Source organism: Trinickia camelliae (genome assembly GCF_053525655.1).
In genome coordinates, this window is the sequence record NZ_JBCHAA010000001.1 from 681,054 (window position 1) to 702,211 (window position 21,158).

The window sequence follows — 21,158 nt, forward strand, 5'->3', positions numbered from 1 at the left end:
CCGGCACCACCTGGCACAAGCGAAACCGGGAAGTCTACGCCGGTCTCAAGCAATCAGGCGAACGCCTATTATAAAATCCGTCCTTTAATTTTGACTTCGCGGCGCGCATCCCCTGCGGCCGCCTCGACCTCAGTGACCTCCGCAACCCCGCGTCTTTTCGCCCTGATTCCCTGCGCGGGCACCGGCAGCCGTTCCGGCGCGCCGATGCCCAAGCAATACCGGACCGTCGCCGGCCGCGACTTGCTGCACTACACGCTGGCCGCGTTCGACGCCTGCAGCGAATTTGCGCAGACACTCGTCGTCATCGCTCCCGACGACCAGCATTTCGACGCCCGCCGCTTCGCCGGCCTGCGCTTCGCGGTGCGCCGCTGCGGCGGGGCCTCGCGCCAGGCGTCGGTGCTCAACGGCCTGACCGCGCTCGCCGACTTCGGCGCAACCGACGCCGACTGGGTGCTCGTGCACGACGCCGCGCGCCCCGGCATTACGCCGGCGCTGATCCGTTCGCTGATCGCCGCGCTGAAGGACGATCCGGTCGGCGGCATCATGGCGCTGCCGGTCGCCGATACGCTGAAGCGCGTCGACGTCGAAACCGGCGAGCACATCGCCCGCACGGAGTCGCGCAACGGTTTGTGGCAGGCGCAGACGCCGCAGATGTTCCGCGTCGGCATGCTGCGCGAGGCGATCCTGCGCGCGCAGCAGGACGGCCACGACCTCACCGACGAAGCGAGCGCGATCGAATGGCTCGGCCACGCGCCGCGTCTCGTGCAGGGAAGCCTGCGCAACTTCAAGGTCACGTATCCGGAAGACTTCGATCTCGCGGACGCGATCCTCAACCGCTCCGCAAGCCACCACCCAACTGGCGGCTGAGCGCGTTTCCCGCCTCATTTTCCGCAACTCACTCGAATAAACGGACTCACGGATGGATTTCAGAATCGGACAAGGCTACGACGTGCACGCGCTGGTGCCGGGACGCCCGCTCATCATCGGCGGCGTGACGGTGCCTTACGACCGGGGGCTGCTCGGCCACTCGGACGCGGACGTGCTGCTGCACGCGATCACCGATGCGCTCTTCGGCGCGGCTGCGCTCGGCGACATCGGCCGCCACTTTCCGGACACCGACACGCGTTTTGCCGGCGCGAACAGCCGCGTGCTGTTGCGCGAGTGCGCGAAGCGCATCGCCGAGGCGGGTTTCGCGATCCAGAACGTCGACAGCACCGTGATCGCGCAGGCGCCGAAGCTCGCGCCGCACATCGACGCGATGCGCGCGAACATCGCCGAAGATCTCGGCTTGCCGCTCGATCGCGTGAACGTGAAGGCGAAGACCAACGAGAAGCTCGGTTATCTGGGCCGAGGCGAGGGGATCGAGGCTCAGGCGGCGGTGCTGCTTTTGCGGGCCTCGAAGGGGTGAGTTATCGCGGCTGATTGTTGCGGCGGACTGCTAGTCCGCTTGCAGGCCGCCCAGAATCCGCAGGATCTCTCTTGGGTTGCTGCCGACGCTCAGCGTGTTCACCGAAACGTGCTGGATGGTGTTATCCGGGTCGACGATGAACGTCGCGCGCAGGGCCACGCCGGCTTCCTTGTCGCGCACGCCGAGCTGGTCGATCAGTTCGCCTTTTACGTCGCCGAACGCGTAGTGGTTCAGCTTGTTCAGATCCTTGTGCTCGCGGCGCCAGGCCAGCTTCACGAACTCGTTGTCGACGCTGCCGCCGAGCAGCACGGCGTCGCGCTCAGCGAAGTCCTTCTGCAGCTTCGCAAACTCGATGATTTCCGTCGGGCAGTCGACCGCGAAATCCTTCGGGTAGAAATAGATGACCTTCCACTTGTCCGGGAACGACGTTTCCGTGATTTCTTCGAACGCCGATTGGCCGTTTTCTTCGTCGTGGTTAAAGCCGGGCTTGGCGGCCGTCACGGTGAAAGCTTCGAGTTTGTCGCCCACGGTCTTCATGCAAATGCTCCTGTGTGACGCTGAGGAAACTACCGAATCAAGCTAGGGGCACGTTATAACGGCAGCGGCAGATCGGTTGATCGCTGACTCTATTGAATTTCCCAATTGGTAGCTTTTATCTACCGATCTCCCAGCTCCGGACAGAGGCTCAGCCGCCTCGGGCGAGCGGGAACTCGATCGTGACTTCGAGTCCCGGGCCCGGCGACCGGTTGCGCAGCCGCAGCGCACCTCGGTGGCGGCCCACGAGCCGCTGCACGATCGCCATGCCGAGGCCGGTGCCGCTCGCCTGCGTGCGGGCCGTATCGACGCGGTAAAACGGACGGGTAACGAGCGGCAGCTGATCTTCGGGGATACCCGGGCCCTCGTCGAGCACCGACAGCTCCACGCGCGAATGCGACACGCGCGTCTCGAGCATGATGTGCGGGATGCCGTCGTTCTCGCTATGCCCGTACTTGCGGGCGTTTTCCAGCAGATTGCCGACCACGCGCCGCACATCGGTCGCATCGGCCTCGATGACCGCCGACGGCGCGAGCCGCGTGATCAGCCGCACGCCGTCTTCGCCTGCCAGGCGCGAGGCCATTTCGCCTGCGATCAGCGAAAGGTCGACAGGTTCCGGCGTGCGCTGCACCGGACGCGCGTAATCGAGGAAGCGGCCGATGATCATGTCCATCTGCTCGATGTCGTCGATCATCGCGTTCTTCGTCGCCTGGTCGGACGGGCTCATCTCCGTCTCCAGACGCAGACGCGCGAGCGGCGTGCGCAGGTCGTGCGAAATACCCGCCAACATCAAGGCGCGATCGGCGTCGAGCTGCTCGAGGTCGCGCACCATCTGGTTGAAGCTGCGGTTGGTTTCGGCCGCCACGCCCATGCCTCTTTCGGGCAGCGCCTCGGGCGATTGCCCCGAGCCGACTTTGCGCGCCGCGATCGCAAGACGCGCGAACGGCCGGTTCACGAGACTCGTGATGAACGCCGCGCCGAACAGCGACAGCGCGAGGGCAAAAATACCCCAGCCGGCCCATTGCAAGCCGGTGACGTTATCGAGCTGATCGCGGTCGAGGGCCACCCAGTAGTCGTCGTCGTCGATCTTGAAGCTGATCCACACGCCGGGGATGTCGTTGACCGATTGCGCGATGATCGTGTCTTCGCCCAGGCGCCCGCGGATGTCATGCTCGATCAGCCGGTTGAGCGACTCGTCGGGCTGCAGCTTGTACTTGTCGGTGGTTTCGCGCGGATAGACGCGCACGCCTTCATTGCTCTCCAGATCCTGCAGCAGCGCGCGCCGCAGATCGGGATCGGAATAGAGGAGTGCGGTGCGCGTGAGCTTGACGACCGCAACGAGCTGCAACGCGACGCGCTGGGCGCGCGGTTCGCGCTCGATTACACGAAAGCTCTGAAACCACGCGGCCAGGCTGACCGAGATCAGCAGTGCGATCAGCAGGAAGGTTCGCCAGAAGAGCCCGCCGAACGCGTGCGTCATAAGGCGCCGGTCGATGCGCATGGGCCCTTCTTATTGAGTGAGTGCGGCGAGTACGACGGGGAGCGCCTCAAGCCGCGCCGTCGGGAATGAAGACGTAGCCAAGGCCCCAGACGGTCTGGATGAAGCGCGGGCTGCTCGGATCGGGCTCGATCAGCTTGCGCAGACGCGAGATCTGCACGTCCAGGCTGCGGTCGAACACTTCGTACTCACGGCCGCGCGCAAGCTCCATCAGCTTTTCGCGTGACAGCGGCTGACGCGGATGGCGCGCGAATACCTTGAGCACCGAGAACTCGCCCGTGGTGAGCGGAATCTCCTGGCCGGACTTCGTGAGCGTGCGCGTGGCGAGATTCAAGGCGAATTCGCCGAACTCGAAGACTTCGGTCGTCTCCGACGGCGCACCCGGCAGCTCCGACGGCGACTGGCGACGCAGTACCGCGTGAATGCGCGCGACGAGCTCGCGAGGATTGAAAGGCTTTGGCAGGTAATCGTCAGCGCCCATTTCGAGGCCGACGATGCGATCGACGTCCTCGCCCTTGGCGGTCAGCATGATGATCGGCGTGCGGTCGTTGCTGCCGCGCAGACGCCGGCAGATCGACAGCCCGTCTTCGCCGGGCAGCATCAGGTCTAGCACGAGCAGATCGAAACGCTCGCGAACCCAAAGTTTGTTCATCGCCGGCGCGTTTTCGGCGACGTAGACGTTGAAGCCTTGTTCGCCGAGATAGCGCCGCAGCAAGTCGCGCAGGCGCGGATCGTCGTCGACTACAAGGATTTTCGAGGGGTTTTTGGTTTCCATGGTCGGCATCTTAGCGCGATTAGAAAGGTGAGCGCGGGCGCGGGATTTCTCGGGTTACAGTCAGTTACAAAATTTACCCGGCATATGGCACGGCGTAAAGCATGCTTGCGTACACTCCTTTACGGAACCCGGCCGTTCGGTAGATACTTCAATCCATATCACCCAATTCACATCATCCGATACACCCGACTTTCTCAGCGGGTTCGCACAAGTAATTCGAGGTAGCCGGTTGCCGCACGACGAAGGGAACAAGATGACCGGAGGGGTTTGGCCGAATGCGCGCATCAAAATGGTCGCGCTAGCTTTGGCCGGCGGACTCGCCAGCGCGGCCAGCCCGATCTGCGTCCACGCCGAGTCGTTCAGCGAACATCCTTCCCAATGGCATCAGGCATATCGCCGCAAAGTGGCTCAGCCTGTCCGTGCGGATCATCCCGCAGCGCCTGATCACCCCGCATCCGACGCCATCGTGCGCGCGGCCGTTCCGCCCGATCTCGATCGACAGCGCCGCGACGGCCACATGACGCCCGAAGAGCGCCGCCTGCTGCGCCAGCACATTGAAGACGCCGTGCGCGAGCTTTACAAGCGCTGATTCGATCCATCGGATATTGCGCAATTCAACTCCGAAAATTTCAATTCGCAAACGTTTAACTCCGCGAATTGCATGCCTGTAATCAGAGAAAAATTTCGTAGCAATTTCATCGTCAACTCGACGGCGAAACGCGCCGTTGAGTAGCACAATTCCCGTAGCGATTCGTGCGAGCCGGGCCAGACAATCAATCAGATGTTCTGAGCGACAGACGATGAAAATCCAATCCGCTTTGACGATCAGGCTATCGATCAGCGTATGTGTCCTGGCGCTCGCGGCCGGACTATCGGTGCTGGCGGTGCGCGACGCGCAAGCGCAAGCCGCGAGCGCCGTCCATCCGCTCAAGGCGAAGCGCCACAAAGCGCACGTCGTCGCGCCCGACGGCCCCGATCAGACGCTCCTCGATGCGAACGACGCACGCTTTTTCCTGACGCGCGTCGGCTTTGCTCCCGACGCCAACGAAGTCGCGCAATACGTCGGCCTTTCGCGCGAGCAGGCCGTCGACAAGGTGCTCGCAGGTGCGCGCACGCAAGCTGTCACGCCACTGCCGGTCTGGGCCAACGAGCCGATTCCGACGCGTGCCGAGCAGAAGGAATGGACGCCCGACGAGCGCCGCGCCGAGCAGCAGACGCGCAGCCAGCGCTACGAAGAACTGCGTGCGTGGTGGGTGCGCGAGATGGTGGTCACGCCGTCGCCGCTCACCGAACGGATGACGCTCTTCTGGCACAACCACTTCACGTCGGGCCAGGATAAGGTCGGCTACCCACAGGTAATGCTCGCGCAGGACGAGCTGTTGCGGCGCGAAGCGCTCGGCAACTTCGGCGTGATGCTGCACGACGTCGCGAAGGACCCGGCGATGCTGCTCTATCTCGATGGCGCGAGCAATCGCAAAGGACGGCCGAACGAAAACTTCGCGCGCGAGGTGATGGAGCTCTTCACGCTCGGCGAAGGCCATTACTCGCAGCGCGATGTGTCGGAAGCGGCGCGCGCGTACACCGGCTGGGGCGTCGATCCCGACACGCAAGCCTTCGTCTTCCGGCCGCAGTTGCATGACGACGGCTTGAAGACGGTGCTCGGCCAAACTGGCCCGCTCGACGGCGACCAAGTGCTCGACATCCTGCTCGCACAGCCCGAGACGGCGACGCTCGTGACCACCGAGCTTTGGCGCGAGTTCGTCTCCGAGACGCCCGATGCGGCGCAGATCGAGCCGATCGCCGATCGCTTCAGGACGAGCCACTACGACATCAAAGTGGCGCTGCGCGGGCTGTTCCTTTCCGACGCCTTCTGGAACGAGGACAACCGCGGTGTGCTGGTGAAGTCGCCGGTTGAGTTCGTCGTCGGGACGCTGCGCGAATTCGACGTGGCTTATGACGGTACCGAACCGTTCGCCGGCGCCATTCGCAATTTTGGCGAGAACCTGTTCTATCCGCCGAACGTGAAGGGCTGGCCGGGCGGGCAGACGTGGATCAACAGCTCGACGCTCCTCGCGCGCAAGCAATTTGTCGAGCAGCTGTTTCGCGCAACAGAAGCGGGGAAACCGCATCCGATGAAGATAGGCACGGCCGGTCTAGGCACGGCCGGCGTAGGTGGGGTCGCCTCAGGCACTGGCGGCATGAGCATGGCCGGTGGCGGCATGCTTGCCGCAAGCCGGACCACGGCGGCAGCCAACACGCAGGCGCAGAAGGCGATGGCGAAAGCCGGGCAGGGCGGCATGCGCTTCGACCTGGACGGCTGGCTCGCGCAGTTCGGCGCCGCGCCGAGCGGCAAGCCTGGCCTCTCGGCCGAATTGCAATTGCAGCATGCGGTTTTGCCGATTCCGCCTGTCGATGCGATCGATACCGATTCGACCGGCAGCGCCTATCTGGAGGCGTTGTTGATGGACCCGGCATATCAGCTGAAATAAGCCCGAGTGTGCGCTCGGCGCGCACGCACACAAAAACAACGATGGAAGCGCCGCGGCTGAATGTGGGCAGGCCGCGTGCGATGCAACGATCGAACGAGGTGCAGCATGAAGAGACGCGATTTTTTGGCGACAGCCGCCGCGACTGGCGCATCGCTCTGGTTGCCTAAGTCCTTCGCGGGTGAGCCGCCGCGCAATGCCGCGTTCGCGGCGCCGCGAACGTACCGCAACCTGCTGATCCTCGTCGAGCTCAAGGGCGGCAACGACGGGCTGAACACCGTCATTCCCTACGCCGATCCCGCCTACCGGACGCTACGCAAGAACATCGGCATCAAGCGCGAGCAGCTGATTCAGCTCGACGATCGCACGGCGCTCCATCCGTCGCTGCAAACGTTGATGCCGCTATGGCAGGCCAAGCAATTGGCGATCGTTCAAGGCGTCAGCTATCCGCAACCGAACCTGTCACATTTCCGGTCGATCGAGATCTGGGACACGGCCTCGCGCTCCGACGAATATCTGCGGGAAGGTTGGCTGACGCGCGCATTTGCGCAGGCGCCGGTGCCGTCGACGTTCGCGGCCGACGGCGTGGTGATCGGCAGCGCCGAAATGGGCCCGATGGCAAACGGCTCGCGCGCGATTGCGCTCGTGAATCCGACGCAGTTCGTGCGCGCCTCGCGTCTCGCCACGCCCGTCTCGCTACACGAGCGCAACCCCGAGCTCGAGCACATTCTCGACGTCGAGAACGACATCGTGAAAGCCGCCGACCGCTTGCGGCCCGCCGTCAACGGCGCGGCGCGCGACGGCGAGTATCAATTGAAGACTGCCTTTCCCGGCGGCGCATTCGGGACGTCGATCAAGACGGCGATGCAGGTGCTCGCTGCCTGCGATACGCCGCAGGGACGGCCGAAGGCCGGGCAGGGCGTCGCGGTGATCCGGCTGACGTTGAACGGTTTCGACACGCACCAGAATCAGCCCGGTCAACAAGCGGCCTTGCTCAAGCAACTGGCGGACGGCTTCGCGTCGATGCGCGCGGCGCTGGTCGAGCTCGGGCGCTGGGACAACACGCTCGTCGTGACCTACGCCGAATTCGGCCGGCGCCCGCGCGAGAACGAGAGCAACGGCACGGATCACGGGACCGTCGCGCCGCACTTCGTGATGGGCGGACTCGTGCGCGGCGGACTTTACGGCGTGGCGCCCGATCTCGCCCGGCTTGATGGAAACGGCAATCTGCCCGTCGGGGTGGACTTCCGGCAGATCTATGCGACCGTGCTCGGTCCGTGGTGGGGGCTCGACGCGCCGAGCGTGCTCGGAGAGCGCTTCGAGCCGCTGCCGTTGCTGCGGGTCTAGCGCGCTGGGCGAACGCGTTGTCGCAGGGCCCGCGACGGCTAGCGTTTGCGCGCCGCGCGCCACGCGATCCACAGCTTGCGGATCGGCGTCAACGCGATGCGCTGGTGCAGCACCTGGTAGCTGTCGCGTTCGATTTCGTCGAGCACGGACAGCGCAAGCGCGACTTGCGCACGCAGCGTGCGCTGGGTGTCGCGCTCGGCAATAGGGATCCCGGCCAGCGCCGCCTTCAGCGCGTCGCGCGCGCGGCTCGTCTGGAAGCGCATCAGTTCGGTGAACGCCGAGCTGTATTTCCGGTTGATCAGATCGGCCGCCGTCACCTGATAGCGCTGCAATTCGTCGATCGGAATATAGATGCGGCCATGGCGCGCGTCATTGCCCAGTTCCTGCACGAACTGCGCGAGCATCAGCGCATTGCCGACCGGCTTGGCCCATTGCTCGGCGCCTTGCGGATCGCGCGCGGTGGCACGCGCGACCGTCCCGGCGAAGGTCCCGCCGACCTGCTCGATGTAGCGGCGCAGATTCGGAAAATCGAGGTAACGCGCCTGATCGAGATCCATCTCGAAGCCGGCGACGAGCGTCTGCAGCGCGCCTTCTTCGACCCGCACGTCGCCGCAGTGCGCGGCGAGCGCGAGCGACACCGGATGCGAGGGCTGCCCCGCGACCAGCGCCGCCGTCTCCTTTTGCCACCATGCGAGCTTGGTGCGGCCGATGGTCGGGTCGCTCGTTTCCTTCACGGTTTCTTCGAGCTCGCGGCGCAACGCAAAGAGCGCGGTGAGAAGCGGCTGGCGCGCGAGCGGCGCCTGGCGTAGCGCGTAGTACGCGCTCGAGCCGGGCGGCGCCGCTTTTTGCTGGCAATATTCGTCGAAATTCACTTGAGCGGGGACTTGGAGGATGCGGATTGCGCCGCAAGGGGCACGATGTGGCTTAGCGGGCAGTCGAGGATTCTAGCATCGAGGCGTGTCGAGAGTTGCAGACAACGCCGTGTGAATCAGTTAGAATCTCGCGCTTGCACTTTTCGATGTGAGGGTTTGTCCGACCCGTTGTCCGGCCCGCGAGGGGCGGGCGGGAGCAGCGAAAAGCGCGCCATACAGCGGGAGCCGCGTGCAATGCGTGGCATCCGGTTGCGAGGGTGGCGAAATTGGTAGACGCACCAGGTTTAGGTCCTGACGCCCGCAAGGGTGTAGGGGTTCGAGTCCCCTCCCTCGCACCACGACTTTTGTCGGTCGAAATACTCCGCTAGTACTCCCGCTTGTCCCGATTTGCACGGCCCGCGCGCATGATGCGCGTGTGTCCAGTGCTTTCTGCCTTCTCCTAATATTCCGGTTGGCGAACGTGATCCGCGAGGTTTTTCCGAGCGGCACGGTCTCGCGTCAAATTAGTTGCGCGCACAACTAATTTGACCTATTCTGCTCCGATCGAAGCGCTGTTTCCACGTGCTGCACGCGACGCGTGCGAGCTTTGCATGGGACCCGAGTAAGCGCTAACTCGGATCGACAGGAGATCGAGATGGATATTGCGGAACCCGCGAACCAGGCCGCCGTCGAGCGCGCATTGCGCGTGCAATTGGCAGGCACCTACCGCATCTTCGCGATGCTCGGCTGGACCGAGCTGATCTACAACCACATCACCTTGCGCGTGCCCGGCCCCGACACGCACTTCCTGATCAATCCCTTTGGCCTGCACTACACGGAAGTCACCGCGTCGAATCTCGTCAAGATCGATCTCGACGGGCGCGTGGTCGGCGAATCGACGCATCGCGTGAATCCAGCGGGTTTCGTCGTGCATGCGGCGATTCATCGGGCGCTGCCGGATGCACATTGCGTCATGCACACGCATACCACCGCGGGGCTCGCCGTCGCATGCTCGGACGGGGGCCTCGATAATTCGAACTTCTATTCCGCGCAGCTCGAAGGGATGGTCGCGTATCACGACTTCGAGGGCATCACTGTGCGAGCCGACGAAGGTCCGCGACTCGTCGCCAACCTTGGCGACAAACGGCTTCTGATCTTGCGTAACCATGGTCTGTTGGCGATCGGCACGACGATCGCGCAGGCGTTTGCGCGGCTGTGGACGCTCAATCGCGCGTGCGAGATTCAGCTTGCGACCGCGGCGCTGGGTCCGGCACGGCACATCACGGCGGAGATCGCCTCGCGCTGCACGCGCGACTCGCTGCAATTCGATCCGAAATACGGCGCCGGCCAGGACGTGTTGGATGCACTGCTGCGCCAGGTCGAGCGGATCGACCCGTCTTACAAGGAGTGACACTCATGACGCCACAAGCAGGTCATGCAATGCGGACGACCGTGGTCGGAGCCGGGGCGATCGGCGGATTGCTCGCCGCTGCGCTCGCGCGCGCAGGGCACGATGTCAGCGTGCTCGCACGCGGCAAGACGCTCGCCGCGATACGCGCAAACGGTATTCGTATCGTCGACGGCGACAACGACACGAGCGTCGCAGTCAACGCGAGCGACGATGCCGCCACGCTGGGCGTGCAGGACTGCGTGGTCATCGCGCTCAAGGCGCAGGCGTTGCCGGACATCGCGGCAAATCTGCGTCCGCTCGTGGGTCCGCGCACGACGATCGTTGCGGCGATGAACGGCTTGCCGTGGTGGTTTTTCGACGGCGTCGACGAGCCGCTTGCGGGGCAGACGATCGACGCTGTCGATCCGAACGGCGTGGTGTCGGCGGCCTTGCCCTGTGCGCAATCGATCGGTTGCGTCGTGCACTTGTCGTCGTCTTCGGATGCGCCTGGCGTGATCCGGCGCGGCCGCGGCAATCGGCTGATCGTCGGCGCGTCGCGCGAGTCGCTGGCCGAGCGAACGCGGGAGCTGACTTCGGCGCTCGCGACCGGTGGCTTCGACGCGGTCCAGTCGGACGACATCCGCACCGAGATCTGGGCGAAGCTATGGGGCAACATGAACATGAACCCGCTCTCCGCATTGACCGGGTCGACGGCCGATCGCCTTTTGGACGATCCGCTCACGCATGCGCTGGTGCTGCGGATGATGGAGGAGGCCGAGGCGATCGGCGCGCGGCTGGGTTTGTCGACGGGCATGACGCCGCCTGAGCGCGTCGCGGTGACGCGCAAGCTCGGTGCGTTCAAGACTTCGATGCTGCAAGACATGGAGGCCGGGCGGCCGCTCGAAATCGAGCCGATACTCGGTGTGTTTCCGGAATTGGGTCGCAAGCTCGGCGTTCCGACGCCGTACTGCGACGCCGTGCTCGGCCTGCTGCGGCAACGCGTGGCGAATAGCGGCTTGTGACCGGCTGACCACGCTTGAACGATCTCGCTGTGGTTGCCCGAAGTAAGCGCTAAAGCGCTAACAGCTCTGCATGAGACCGGACTAGGCGCTAAAGCGCCAAGTCCGGATCGACATCGGGCCGACAAAGAAAAAGCGCGCCGAGGCGCGCTTTTCTATTGTTCGAGCGCCGCGTCACTCGTCATTGGCCAACGCTCGAGCGATCACCTTGTTGAGCGCGTGTCCGAATGCTTCGCGTTCTTTCTCGTCGAGGCAATCAAACAAATCGGCGTTCCATTTGCGTGCGATCGGCATGACCTTGCGATAGAGCGCGCGGCCTTCTTCCGTCAGCGAAATGAGCACGACTCGGCCGTCTTCGGCGCTCGTTTCCCGCTCGACCAACCCACGCTTGATCAGCGCCTCGGCGGCCCGGCTTGCCTGACTCTTGTCGAGGTTCGCATGCTTCGCGAGGTCCATGATCGAGAACGGGCCGAACGAACCGACCGATGCAATGACGCGTGCTTCCGGAAGCGTGATGTCGAGCTTGGTCTGATAGAGCTCACTGATACCGCGATCGGACAGCTTGTTCAGCACATGCATGCGATAGGTCAAGAACTGATCGAGCCCGGCTTTGGCGGCGGCCTTCATAGTGCTCCCGTTGGTCGTCTTGGTGGATGCGGCTAGCGGTGGAATTGTTGCTGCATCCGGTTGGCCGGTCAACGCACTATTTCACTAACGTCTTGAGCCTCATGAACCGTACTTCAAGCGCGTGAGCTGCTCGGCCTCGTTCGCAAGCAGCCGAGCGGCGTCGCGAATCGCGAACTCGAGCGTGATCGGGCCGGGCGCCGGCGAGAAGCAGCCGGTGAAATGCTCCGACAGCCGCGGCAGCGCGGCTGCATCGACTGCGCCCGACAACAGCGTTGCCGGCACGCCCGCCGCGCGCGCATGGCGGCAGGCGATGTAGGGCGCCTTGCCGTGCAGGGTCTGCACATCGGAGCGGCCTTCGCCGGTGATGAGCCAGTTCGCGCCTTCGAGGGCGGCGTCGAGCCCGACCTGCGTCGCGACGACCTCCGCGCCTGGCTCGAAGTGCGCGCCGAGCAGATGCAGCGCGAAGCCTAGCCCGCCCGCTGCGCCCGCGCCGGCCTGATCGCGCACGGTGCGCCCGAGCGCGGGCTCGATCAGATCGGCGAAGCGGGCGAGGACGTCGTCGATCGGCCCTACCTGTTCGGGCTTGACGCCTTTCTGCGGACCAAAGATGGCAGTGGCGCCGTGCTCACCCGTCAGGGGATTGTCGACGTCGGACATACCCACGAACGACGCCTGCGCCAGCCGCGGATCGAGCTGCAACACATCGACGCGTGCGAGGCCGGCCAGCTGCTCGGGCGTAGGAGCGAGTTCGCGATCGTTCGCGTCGAAGAACTTCACGCCGAGGCCGGCCAGGAGACCCGCGCCGCCGTCGTTGGTGCTGCTGCCGCCGAGCGCGACGAAGAACTTGCGCACGCCGGCATCGAGCAGCGCGCGAATCGCTTCGCCCATGCCGCGCGAGTCGCGCGCCTCGACCGGCACGCTCATGCCGACTTCGTCGGTAATGCCGACGATCTCGGCCGTCTCGACGATCGCGCTGCCGTCGGGCAAGAGCCCGGTAGCGGCGTCGCGCGCTGCGTCCGACGCGCCGCGCACGCGCAGCACGCGGCGTTCGCCGCCGCGCGCGAGCATCGCGTCGAGCGTACCTTCGCCGCCGTCGGCCATCGGGCACAAGCGCACCACGGCGTCCGGACGCGCGCGCCGGATGCCGTCGGCGATGGCTTGCGCGACTTGCTCTGCGGAGAGCGAGCCCTTGAAGGAATCGGGAGCGATGACGACGACGGGCGAGGGCGTTGGATTCGACATGGTGTCTCAGGATTGATTGGGATCGTTGCAAAACAAGGCCGGCGTGGCGTTGGACGCGGTTGCGACCATGTGCGCTAGCTTATCAGCCGCACATGCATCCACGAATAAGCCGGACGGCATAGCCGAGATTGCCGCTATATTGCGCGCCGCCTGCCGATTTGATTAGCCCGCAAGATGTAAAAACAGTCGGAACAACGCTCAATTCCGAGCGCGGGAGATGCGAGAACTCTGAATCTGGGCTTGCCGGATAAATAGTTTGCTAGAATATTTGATTCTTCCGATCCAAACCGTGCTGCCGTCAGCAAGGGAAGCGGGCGAAAAGCCGGTGACGGGTCCGATTAGTCCAAGACTACGCGGTAACCGTCAAAGGTAAATGGCAGGAAGGCGGCGAGAACGCCGCCCGCTAGAAACTAGCCCGAGCGATAGACGCAGACGTTGGGTAAAAGCCCGGCCGGCGGATTTGCGGCGCGTGCGGCGCACCAGGTTTTGCCCGGTGGCCCGACGCACATGCGAACGCTCCGCCACCGCGCAAAACTTGGCGCGACACATCAGCACGGCGCGGTATAGATAACTGATTCGCTTGAATAATTTTAGGACGATTGAAGCCATGGCTAACGTAGTAGAAAACCTCGGCAAGCTCGAACGCCGCGTAACGATTTCTCTGCCGAAAGAAGTCGTGCAGAAAGAAGTCGATTCGCGTATCCGCCAACTCGCGAAGAACGTTCGCATGCCGGGTTTCCGCCCTGGCAAGGTCCCGCTCAAGATGGTGACGCAACAGTATTCGGGCCAGGTCGAGGCCGAAGTGCTGAGCGACAAGGTCGGCAAGCAATTCTTCGACATCAGCCGCGCCGAGAATCTGCGCGTCGCTGGCCAGCCGAGCTTCAGCCCGAAGGAAGGCGCTGGCGACGAAGCGTTCGCGTTCGACGCCACCTTCGAGGTCTATCCGGAAGTGAAGCTGGGCGATGTGGCCGCAGCGGAAATCGAGCGCACCGTGACGACGATCACGGAAGCCGAAGTCGACCGCACGCTGGACATCCTGCGTAAGCAGCGCGTGCACTTCCACGCGCGCGGCGAAGCCGGCGAGCACGGTGACGGTGGCGCGGACGTCGCGGCAAAAGAGGGCGATCGTGTGACGGTCGACTTTGTCGGCAAGATCGACGACGTCGCATTCCAAGGCGGCAGCGCCGAAGACTTCAGCTTCGTGCTGGGCGAAGGCCGCATGCTGCCGGAGTTCGAAAAGGCGGCAACGGGCCTGAAGGCTGGCGAAGCGCGCGAATTCGACCTGACGTTCCCCGAGGACTACCACGGCAAGGAAGTGGCGGGCAAGACGGCGAAATTCACGATCACGATGAAGAAGATCGAGTGGCCGCATCTGCCGGAGATCAACGAAGAATTCGCGAAGTCGCTTGGCATCGTCGACGGCGATCTGACGAAGATGCGCGCCGAGATCAAGGAAAACCTCGAGCGCGAAGCGAAGCGCCGCACGCAAGCCATCGTCAAGAATCAAGTGATGGACGCGCTCCTGAAGATTGCGGAGCTCGACGTGCCGAACGCACTGATCGAGCAAGATCAAGAGCGTCTCGTCGAGATGGCGCGCCAGGACCTCGCGCAGCGCGGCGTGCCGAACGCAGCCAGCGCGCCGATTCCGGCGGAAATGTTCAAGGAACAAGCTGAGCGCCGCGTGAAGCTCGGCCTCGTGCTCGCCGAGCTCGTGAGGGAGAACAAGCTCGAAGCGAAGCCTGAGCAGATTCGTGCCGAAGTCGACGAATTCGCGAAAAGCTACGAAGACCCGAAGGAAGTCGTCCGCTGGTATTATTCCAACCAGCAACGCCTGGCCGAAATGGAAGCGTACGTCGTTGAGAGCAACGTCGTCGAATTCGTGCTCGGCAAGGCCAAGGTGACGGACAAGGAAGTGAGCTTCGAAGCACTGGCAAGCGCAACGGCGCAAGCGCAAGCTTAAGCGTCGATGCAACGGCGTGCCGGCTGTCGGAGCGACGGCCCGCACGCCATTTTTTTCTGTTGTGGCGTGGCGCGCAGTGTCTGCCGCAGAGTCGCTCGCCGCTTTGCTTGGCCGTCTAGACTAATTCCGAACAAGGACACATTGCATGACCTCACGCGCTCAATTGCTGGACACGTTGGCCTCCCACGCGCCGCGGGATCTGGAAGCGCAGGCGCTCGGGCTCGTTCCGATCGTCGTGGAAACGAGCGGCCGAGGCGAGCGTTCGTACGACATCTACTCGCGGCTCCTGAAAGAGCGCATCGTCTTCATGGTCGGTGAAGTGAACGACCAGACCGCGAATCTCGTGGTTGCGCAGTTGCTGTTCCTCGAAAGCGAAAATCCGGACAAGGACATCAACCTGTACATCAACAGCCCGGGTGGTTCGGTTTCGGCCGGGATGGCGATCTACGACACGATGCAGTTCATCAAGCCCGACGTGTCCACGCTGTGTATGGGCCTTGCCGCGAGCATGGGCGCGTTCCTGCTGGCAGCGGGCGCGAAGGGCAAGCGCTTCGCGTTGCCGAATGCGCGCGTCATGATCCACCAGCCGCTGGGTGGCGCACGCGGTCAGGCGTCGGACATCGAAATTCAGGCGCGTGAGATTCTGTATTTGAAGGAAAGGCTGAACCAGTTGCTCGCGCACCACACCGGGCAGCCGGTCGAGCGCATTGCGCGCGATACCGATCGCGATAACTTCATGTCAGGCGACGACGCGCAGGCTTATGGGCTCGTCGACCAGGTGATGCACAAACGCCCTTGATCCAGTCGACATTCGTCCCTAAATAGGGCGAATGCCGACTCAAGCGGCGCCATGAAATAGTCGATAATAGGTCTGAGCGCCGGCGGCAAGACGCCGTCATACGCACGTTTCGCCAATATGTACCGACCCCGAATTTGGAGAGGTCGGGAAACGGCGTACCAAGTCATTCGAGTGTCCGGAGGCTCATATATCCATGGCGGACAAGAAAGGTTCGAACAGCGAGAAGCTGTTGTATTGCTCGTTTTGCGGCAAGAGCCAGCATGAAGTCAAGAAACTGATTGCAGGCCCGTCGGTCTTCATCTGCGATGAATGTATCGATCTGTGCAACGAGATCATTCGCGACGAAGCAGCGGGCGCGGGTACCGACACGGGCCTGTCCAAATCGGACTTGCCGAGTCCGCAGGAAATTCGCGACATCCTCGATCAATATGTGATCGGGCAGGAACGCGCGAAGAAGATTCTCGCTGTGGCGGTGTACAACCACTACAAGCGGCTCAAGCACCTCGACAAGAAAGACGACATCGAGCTGTCGAAGAGCAATATTCTTCTGATCGGCCCGACCGGTTCGGGCAAGACGTTGCTTGCGCAGACGCTCGCGCGCCTTCTGAACGTGCCGTTCGTGATCGCGGATGCGACGACGCTGACCGAAGCCGGTTATGTCGGCGAGGACGTCGAGAACATCATTCAGAAGCTGCTCCAGAATTGCAATTACGAAGTCGACAAGGCGCAGCGCGGTATTGTCTACATCGACGAAATCGACAAGATCAGCCGGAAGTCCGATAACCCGTCTATCACCCGCGACGTGTCGGGTGAGGGCGTGCAGCAGGCGCTCCTGAAGCTCGTCGAGGGCACGATGGCGTCGGTGCCGCCGCAGGGCGGCCGCAAGCACCCGAACCAGGATTTCATTCAGGTCGATACGACCAACATCCTGTTCGTCTGCGGTGGTGCGTTCGACGGTCTGGAAAAAGTCATTACCGATCGTACGGAAAAGACCGGCATCGGCTTCGGCGCAACGGTGAAAAGCAAACAGGATCGCGACGCGGGCGAAGTGCTTCGTGAAGTCGAGCCCGAAGACCTGATCAAATTCGGTCTGATCCCCGAATTGATCGGCCGTCTACCGGTCGTCGCGACGCTCGGCAAGCTCGATGAAGCGGCGTTGATGAAAATTCTCGTCGAGCCGAAGAACGCGCTCGTCAAGCAATATCACAAGCTGTTTGCGATGGAGCGCGTCGAGCTCGAGATTCGGCCGGCGGCGCTGCAGGCCGTGGCGCGCAAGGCGATTCGCCGCAAAACCGGCGCGCGCGGGTTGCGCTCCATTCTGGAACAGGCATTGCTCGACGTGATGTACGAGTTGCCGACGATGAAAGGGGTCAGCAAGGTCATCATCGATGACAATGTCATCGACGGCGACGGTAAACCGTTATTGATCTATGAGGATGCGCCGAAGGTGGCGGGTTCTAACTGATCGGCTTTCGGTGAGTTTCATAAAAAAGCCGTTCATGGCAACGTGGACGGCTTTTTTCGTTTATCTTGTGGGTAACACTGACTGTTTGTTGACTGCACTGAACTTTTCCCACTCGCGATGGCTTGCAATACGTAGCGCTGGCCTCAACTACTGAAAGAACTTGATTCCACTCATGGGGAAATGAAATGTCAGGAACCCAACTCCTTCCTTCGGAGCGCACCACGCTCCCGCTGCTGCCGCTGCGCGATGTAGTCGTTTTCCCGCACATGGTGATACCGCTCTTCGTCGGCCGCCCGAAGTCGATTAAGGCGCTCGAAGTGGCGATGGAGGGCGGCAAGCACATCATGCTTGTTGCACAAAAGACGGCGGCCAAGGATGAGCCGACCGAAAAAGACATGTACGAAGTGGGATGTATCGCGAACATCCTGCAAATGCTGAAGCTGCCCGACGGTACGGTGAAAGTGCTCGTCGAGGGTCTGCAGCGTGCGAAGACGTTGTCGATCGAAGAGCAAGAGACGCAGTTCTCTTGCGAAGTGATGCCGCTCGAACCCGACCACGCCGACAGCGCTGAAACAGAAGCGTTGCGCCGTGCGATCGTGTCGCAGTTCGATCAATACGTGAAGCTGAACAAGAAGATCCCGCCGGAGATTCTGACGTCCCTGTCGGGCATCGATGAGGCCGGCCGCCTGGCGGATACGATCGCCGCGCACCTGCCGCTCAAGCTCGATCAAAAGCAGCACATCCTCGAAATGTTCCCGGTCATCGAGCGCCTCGAGCATCTGCTCGCACAGCTCGAAGCCGAGATCGACATTCTCCAGGTGGAAAAGCGCATCCGCGGACGCGTGAAGCGTCAGATGGAGAAGAGCCAGCGCGAGTACTACCTGAACGAGCAGGTCAAGGCGATTCAGAAGGAACTGGGCGAAGGCGAAGAGGGCGCGGATCTCGAAGAGCTCGAGAAGCGCATCAGCGCCGCGCGCATGCCGAAGGAAGCCAAGAAGAAAGCCGATGCCGAGCTGAAGAAGCTGAAGCTGATGTCGCCGATGTCGGCCGAAGCGACGGTTGTGCGCAACTACATCGATACGCTGATCGGCCTGCCGTGGCGTAAGAAGAGCAAGGTCAACAACGACCTTTCGAATGCGGAACGCGTGCTCGACGAAGATCACTTCGGTCTCGAGAAGGTGAAGGAACGCATTCTCGAATACCTCGCGGTGCAGCAGCGCGTCGACAAGGTCAAGGCTCCGATCCTGTGCCTCGTTGGGCCTCCGGGCGTCGGCAAGACATCGCTTGGTCAATCGATTGCGCGCGCAACCAATCGCAAGTTCGTGCGCATGGCGCTCGGCGGCGTGCGGGACGAAGCCGAGATTCGCGGCCACCGTCGTACTTACATCGGTTCGATGCCGGGCAAGATTCTGCAGAGCCTGACCAAAGTGGGCGTACGCAATCCGCTCTTCCTGCTCGACGAAGTCGACAAGATGGGTATGGATTTCCGCGGCGATCCGTCGTCGGCACTGCTGGAAGTGCTCGATCCGGAACAGAACCATACGTTCGCCGATCACTACGTCGAGGTCGATTTCGATCTGTCGGACGTGATGTTCGTCGCAACTTCGAATTCGCTGAACATCCCGCCGCCGTTGCTCGACCGGATGGAAGTCATCCGCTTGTCGGGCTACACGGAAGACGAGAAGGTCAGCATTGCGCAGCGCTACCTGCTGCCGAAGCAGAAGAAGAACAACGGTCTGAAGGAAGGCGAGATCGATGTCGCGGAACAGGCGATTCGCGACATCATTCGTTACTACACGCGTGAAGCGGGCGTCCGTTCGCTCGAGCGTGAAATCTCGAAGATCTGCCGCAAGGTCGTGAAGATGCTTCTGCTGAAGAAGGCCGAAGGCGCGGTGAAGGTCGATGGCAGCAATCTCGACACGTTCCTTGGCGTGCGCAAGTACGACTTCGGTCTCGCGGCGAAGGAAAACCAGATCGGTCAGGTCACGGGTCTCGCTTGGACGGAAGTCGGCGGCGATCTGCTGACGATCGAAGCGGCCGTGATGCCGGGCAAGGGCAACGTGATCCGCACCGGTTCCCTCGGCGACGTGATGAAGGAGTCGGTCGAGGCTGCGCGCTCCGTGGTGCGCTCGCGCTCGCGCCGTCTGGGCGTGAAGGATGAGGCGTTCGAGAAGCAGGACATCCACATCCACGTGCCGGAAGGCGCCACGCCGAAAGATGGTCCGTCGGCCGGTATCGCGATGACAACGGCGCTGGTGTCGGTGTTGACGGGCATCCCGGTGCGAGCCGATGTCGCGATGACGGGCGAAATCACGCTGCGCGGCGAAGTGCTGCCGATTGGCGGCTTGAAAGAAAAGCTGCTCGCAGCGCACCGCGGCGGTATCAAGCTCGTGCTGATCCCGGAGGAAAACGTCAAGGATTTGACGGAGATTCCGGACAACGTGAAGAACGCGATCGAAATCGTGCCAGTCCGTTGGATCGACAAGGTGCTCGAACTCGCGCTCGAGCGGGTGCCTGAGGCGTTGCCCGAAGAGGAGCCGAAAGCGACGCCCGTCGCCGAAGCTGCTACGGATGCCGGCGCTGCCGAAGTCGTGAAGCACTGATCGACAGTCGTTCTGGATGGAAAGCCCGGGGCTTGGCCCCGGGCTTTTTTTATTCTGTCAGCGAGAGCTATGCAGAGCATGACTTGCGTCCCGTGCAACGCTGTCAAACAAATCTAAAATAGGTATTCCAAATCCGGCGCAACCCTTGTTGACAGGGGTGTTTCGTCCACTTCTAATGGGCAAGCTCAGCGCCTGCTGTGCTCTATTCTCCCGCGCCTGATGGCGCTTTTTTCATGATTGCCCAACAACCATTCTCGGGGGCTTGGAATGAATAAGACGGAATTAATCGACCACATCGCGCAACAAGCCGACATTTCGAAAGCGGCAGCGGGACGTGCGCTCGATGCGGTGATAGGAGGAGTCAAAGGCACGTTGAAGAAGGGCGGCTCGGTGACGCTCGTCGGTTTCGGTACGTTCGCTGTCGGCAAACGCACGGCGCGCACCGGCCGCAATCCTCGCACTGGCGCGGCGATCAAGATCAAGGCAGCGAAAGTTCCGAAGTTTAGGCCTGGCAAAGCGCTGAAAGATGCGCTAAACTAGCGGGCTAGCTGGTTGACGGGGTAGCGTGGTTTGCTTCGATCGTCAGCCAGTGCTTGCGAAACACGGGATGGGTGCTTAGCTCAGTTGGTAGAGCGGCGCCCTTACAAGGCGTAGGTCGGGAGTTCGAGCCTCTCAGCACCCACCATTCTGTTTCGCCCGCGACGGTCCTGCGCGTCGTCGGTCATGCTAGAAACCCGCAAGGCTATTGGCTCTGCGGGTTTTTTATTTGCCGTCGTAATCGAGAGTGGCGCGTCCAATCACAGCAAACACTTCGTTCTACGTGGCAATGCGTTGATCCAACTCATGGATCGGATAGTTTGGTCGGCCAGCGCGGCACGGAGCTGACAAAGGCTTCGACGCAGTCCTCTTTTCGTCGTATACTGCTTGTTTCCTCGAGCGAATGCCTTGAAAAAAGGCTAAACGCAGAGGGCGACTCGCTCAAGTTGCAACGCAGCGCGCAAGTTCAAGGAGTGGTAGTTCAGTCGGTTAGAATACCGGCCTGTCACGCCGGGGGTCGCGGGTTCGAGTCCCGTCCACTCCGCCAGTCTGTTCAGAAGGTAGAAGGCGAACTTCGGTTCGCCTTTTTTTCTGCCCGCTGTTGTAATATCGGGCGT

The 21,158-nt window shown here is 62.5% G+C and carries 18 protein-coding genes and 3 tRNA genes; 15 read left to right on the top strand and 6 right to left on the bottom strand.

Annotated elements, in window-relative coordinates:
* Nucleotides 1-132 precede the first annotated feature (132 nt).
* Together ispD and ispF are read left to right on the top strand one after the other, a co-directional pair.
* Nucleotides 133-867: a 2-C-methyl-D-erythritol 4-phosphate cytidylyltransferase gene (gene ispD, locus AAHK20_RS03040; RefSeq protein WP_449179937.1), complete on the top strand. Its 735-nt coding sequence runs from the start codon at nucleotides 133-135 to the stop codon at nucleotides 865-867.
* A 52-nt stretch (nucleotides 868-919) separates the two neighbouring features.
* Nucleotides 920-1,408 carry a 2-C-methyl-D-erythritol 2,4-cyclodiphosphate synthase gene (gene ispF, locus AAHK20_RS03045; protein ID WP_449179938.1) on the top strand — a complete coding sequence of 163 codons (489 nt, stop codon included), beginning with the start codon at nucleotides 920-922 and terminating at the stop codon, nucleotides 1,406-1,408.
* 30 nt (nucleotides 1,409-1,438) lie between these two features.
* On the opposite strand, the gene AAHK20_RS03050 is transcribed toward ispF, so the two are convergent.
* The 3 genes from AAHK20_RS03050 to ompR all read right to left on the bottom strand — a co-directional run bounded on the left by AAHK20_RS03050 (nucleotide 1,439) and on the right by ompR (nucleotide 4,224).
* Nucleotides 1,439-1,945 (bottom strand): peroxiredoxin, encoded by a 507-nt coding sequence (locus AAHK20_RS03050; protein ID WP_449179939.1) that lies wholly within the window; start codon nucleotides 1,943-1,945, stop codon nucleotides 1,439-1,441.
* 148 nt (nucleotides 1,946-2,093) lie between these two features.
* Complete coding sequence (locus tag AAHK20_RS03055) at nucleotides 2,094-3,443, bottom strand: ATP-binding protein (RefSeq protein ID WP_449179940.1); 1,350 nt, start codon at nucleotides 3,441-3,443, stop codon at nucleotides 2,094-2,096.
* Between the two features lie 46 nt (nucleotides 3,444-3,489).
* Nucleotides 3,490-4,224, bottom strand: coding sequence for an osmolarity response regulator transcription factor OmpR (gene ompR, locus AAHK20_RS03060; RefSeq protein ID WP_449179941.1), 735 nt, complete (start codon nucleotides 4,222-4,224; stop codon nucleotides 3,490-3,492).
* Nucleotides 4,225-4,468: 244 nt separating this feature from the next.
* Between ompR and AAHK20_RS03065 the strand changes: the two genes are divergently transcribed.
* The 3 genes from AAHK20_RS03065 (at nucleotide 4,469) to AAHK20_RS03075 (ending at nucleotide 8,048) form a co-directional block, all read left to right on the top strand.
* The gene (locus AAHK20_RS03065) at nucleotides 4,469-4,804 is read left to right on the top strand and encodes a hypothetical protein (protein WP_449179942.1); all 336 of its coding nucleotides are present in this window, start codon (nucleotides 4,469-4,471) and stop codon (nucleotides 4,802-4,804) included.
* 211 nt (nucleotides 4,805-5,015) lie between these two features.
* Nucleotides 5,016-6,704, top strand: coding sequence for a DUF1800 domain-containing protein (locus AAHK20_RS03070; protein WP_449179943.1), 1,689 nt, complete (start codon nucleotides 5,016-5,018; stop codon nucleotides 6,702-6,704).
* Between the two features lie 105 nt (nucleotides 6,705-6,809).
* The gene (locus tag AAHK20_RS03075; RefSeq protein WP_449179944.1) at nucleotides 6,810-8,048 is read left to right on the top strand and encodes a DUF1501 domain-containing protein; all 1,239 of its coding nucleotides are present in this window, start codon (nucleotides 6,810-6,812) and stop codon (nucleotides 8,046-8,048) included.
* A gap of 38 nt (nucleotides 8,049-8,086) precedes the next feature.
* On the opposite strand, the gene AAHK20_RS03080 is transcribed toward AAHK20_RS03075, so the two are convergent.
* Nucleotides 8,087-8,920 carry a squalene/phytoene synthase family protein gene (locus AAHK20_RS03080; protein WP_449179945.1) on the bottom strand — a complete coding sequence of 278 codons (834 nt, stop codon included), beginning with the start codon at nucleotides 8,918-8,920 and terminating at the stop codon, nucleotides 8,087-8,089.
* 251 nt (nucleotides 8,921-9,171) lie between these two features.
* Between AAHK20_RS03080 and AAHK20_RS03085 the strand changes: the two genes are divergently transcribed.
* The 3 genes from AAHK20_RS03085 (at nucleotide 9,172) to AAHK20_RS03095 (ending at nucleotide 11,311) form a co-directional block, all read left to right on the top strand.
* Nucleotides 9,172-9,258, top strand: a tRNA-Leu gene (locus tag AAHK20_RS03085).
* Between the two features lie 296 nt (nucleotides 9,259-9,554).
* Nucleotides 9,555-10,310 (top strand): class II aldolase/adducin family protein, encoded by a 756-nt coding sequence (locus tag AAHK20_RS03090; protein WP_449179946.1) that lies wholly within the window; start codon nucleotides 9,555-9,557, stop codon nucleotides 10,308-10,310.
* Between the two features lie 5 nt (nucleotides 10,311-10,315).
* Nucleotides 10,316-11,311: a 2-dehydropantoate 2-reductase gene (locus tag AAHK20_RS03095; RefSeq protein ID WP_449179947.1), complete on the top strand. Its 996-nt coding sequence runs from the start codon at nucleotides 10,316-10,318 to the stop codon at nucleotides 11,309-11,311.
* A gap of 171 nt (nucleotides 11,312-11,482) precedes the next feature.
* Here AAHK20_RS03095 and AAHK20_RS03100 read toward each other — a convergent pair whose 3' ends face one another.
* Together AAHK20_RS03100 and AAHK20_RS03105 are read right to left on the bottom strand one after the other, a co-directional pair.
* Nucleotides 11,483-11,935 (bottom strand): MarR family winged helix-turn-helix transcriptional regulator, encoded by a 453-nt coding sequence (locus AAHK20_RS03100; protein WP_449179948.1) that lies wholly within the window; start codon nucleotides 11,933-11,935, stop codon nucleotides 11,483-11,485.
* Nucleotides 11,936-12,034: 99 nt separating this feature from the next.
* On the bottom strand, nucleotides 12,035-13,177 hold the full coding sequence (locus tag AAHK20_RS03105; RefSeq protein WP_449179949.1) for a glycerate kinase: 1,143 nt from the start codon (nucleotides 13,175-13,177) through the stop codon (nucleotides 12,035-12,037).
* A 607-nt stretch (nucleotides 13,178-13,784) separates the two neighbouring features.
* Here AAHK20_RS03105 and tig point away from each other — a divergent pair.
* The 7 genes from tig to AAHK20_RS03140 all read left to right on the top strand — a co-directional run bounded on the left by tig (nucleotide 13,785) and on the right by AAHK20_RS03140 (nucleotide 21,088).
* Nucleotides 13,785-15,137 carry a trigger factor gene (gene tig / locus AAHK20_RS03110; RefSeq protein WP_449179950.1) on the top strand — a complete coding sequence of 451 codons (1,353 nt, stop codon included), beginning with the start codon at nucleotides 13,785-13,787 and terminating at the stop codon, nucleotides 15,135-15,137.
* A gap of 145 nt (nucleotides 15,138-15,282) precedes the next feature.
* Nucleotides 15,283-15,936, top strand: a complete 654-nt coding sequence (gene clpP / locus AAHK20_RS03115; RefSeq protein WP_136896416.1) for an ATP-dependent Clp endopeptidase proteolytic subunit ClpP — start codon at nucleotides 15,283-15,285, stop codon at nucleotides 15,934-15,936.
* A 193-nt stretch (nucleotides 15,937-16,129) separates the two neighbouring features.
* Nucleotides 16,130-17,401: an ATP-dependent Clp protease ATP-binding subunit ClpX gene (clpX, locus tag AAHK20_RS03120; protein WP_449179951.1), complete on the top strand. Its 1,272-nt coding sequence runs from the start codon at nucleotides 16,130-16,132 to the stop codon at nucleotides 17,399-17,401.
* A gap of 185 nt (nucleotides 17,402-17,586) precedes the next feature.
* Nucleotides 17,587-20,004 carry an endopeptidase La gene (gene lon, locus AAHK20_RS03125; protein WP_449179952.1) on the top strand — a complete coding sequence of 806 codons (2,418 nt, stop codon included), beginning with the start codon at nucleotides 17,587-17,589 and terminating at the stop codon, nucleotides 20,002-20,004.
* Between the two features lie 267 nt (nucleotides 20,005-20,271).
* Nucleotides 20,272-20,544: an HU family DNA-binding protein gene (locus AAHK20_RS03130; RefSeq protein WP_007585907.1), complete on the top strand. Its 273-nt coding sequence runs from the start codon at nucleotides 20,272-20,274 to the stop codon at nucleotides 20,542-20,544.
* Between the two features lie 69 nt (nucleotides 20,545-20,613).
* A tRNA-Val gene (locus AAHK20_RS03135) sits at nucleotides 20,614-20,689 on the top strand.
* A gap of 322 nt (nucleotides 20,690-21,011) precedes the next feature.
* A tRNA-Asp gene (locus AAHK20_RS03140) sits at nucleotides 21,012-21,088 on the top strand.
* Nucleotides 21,089-21,158: the final 70 nt, after the last annotated feature.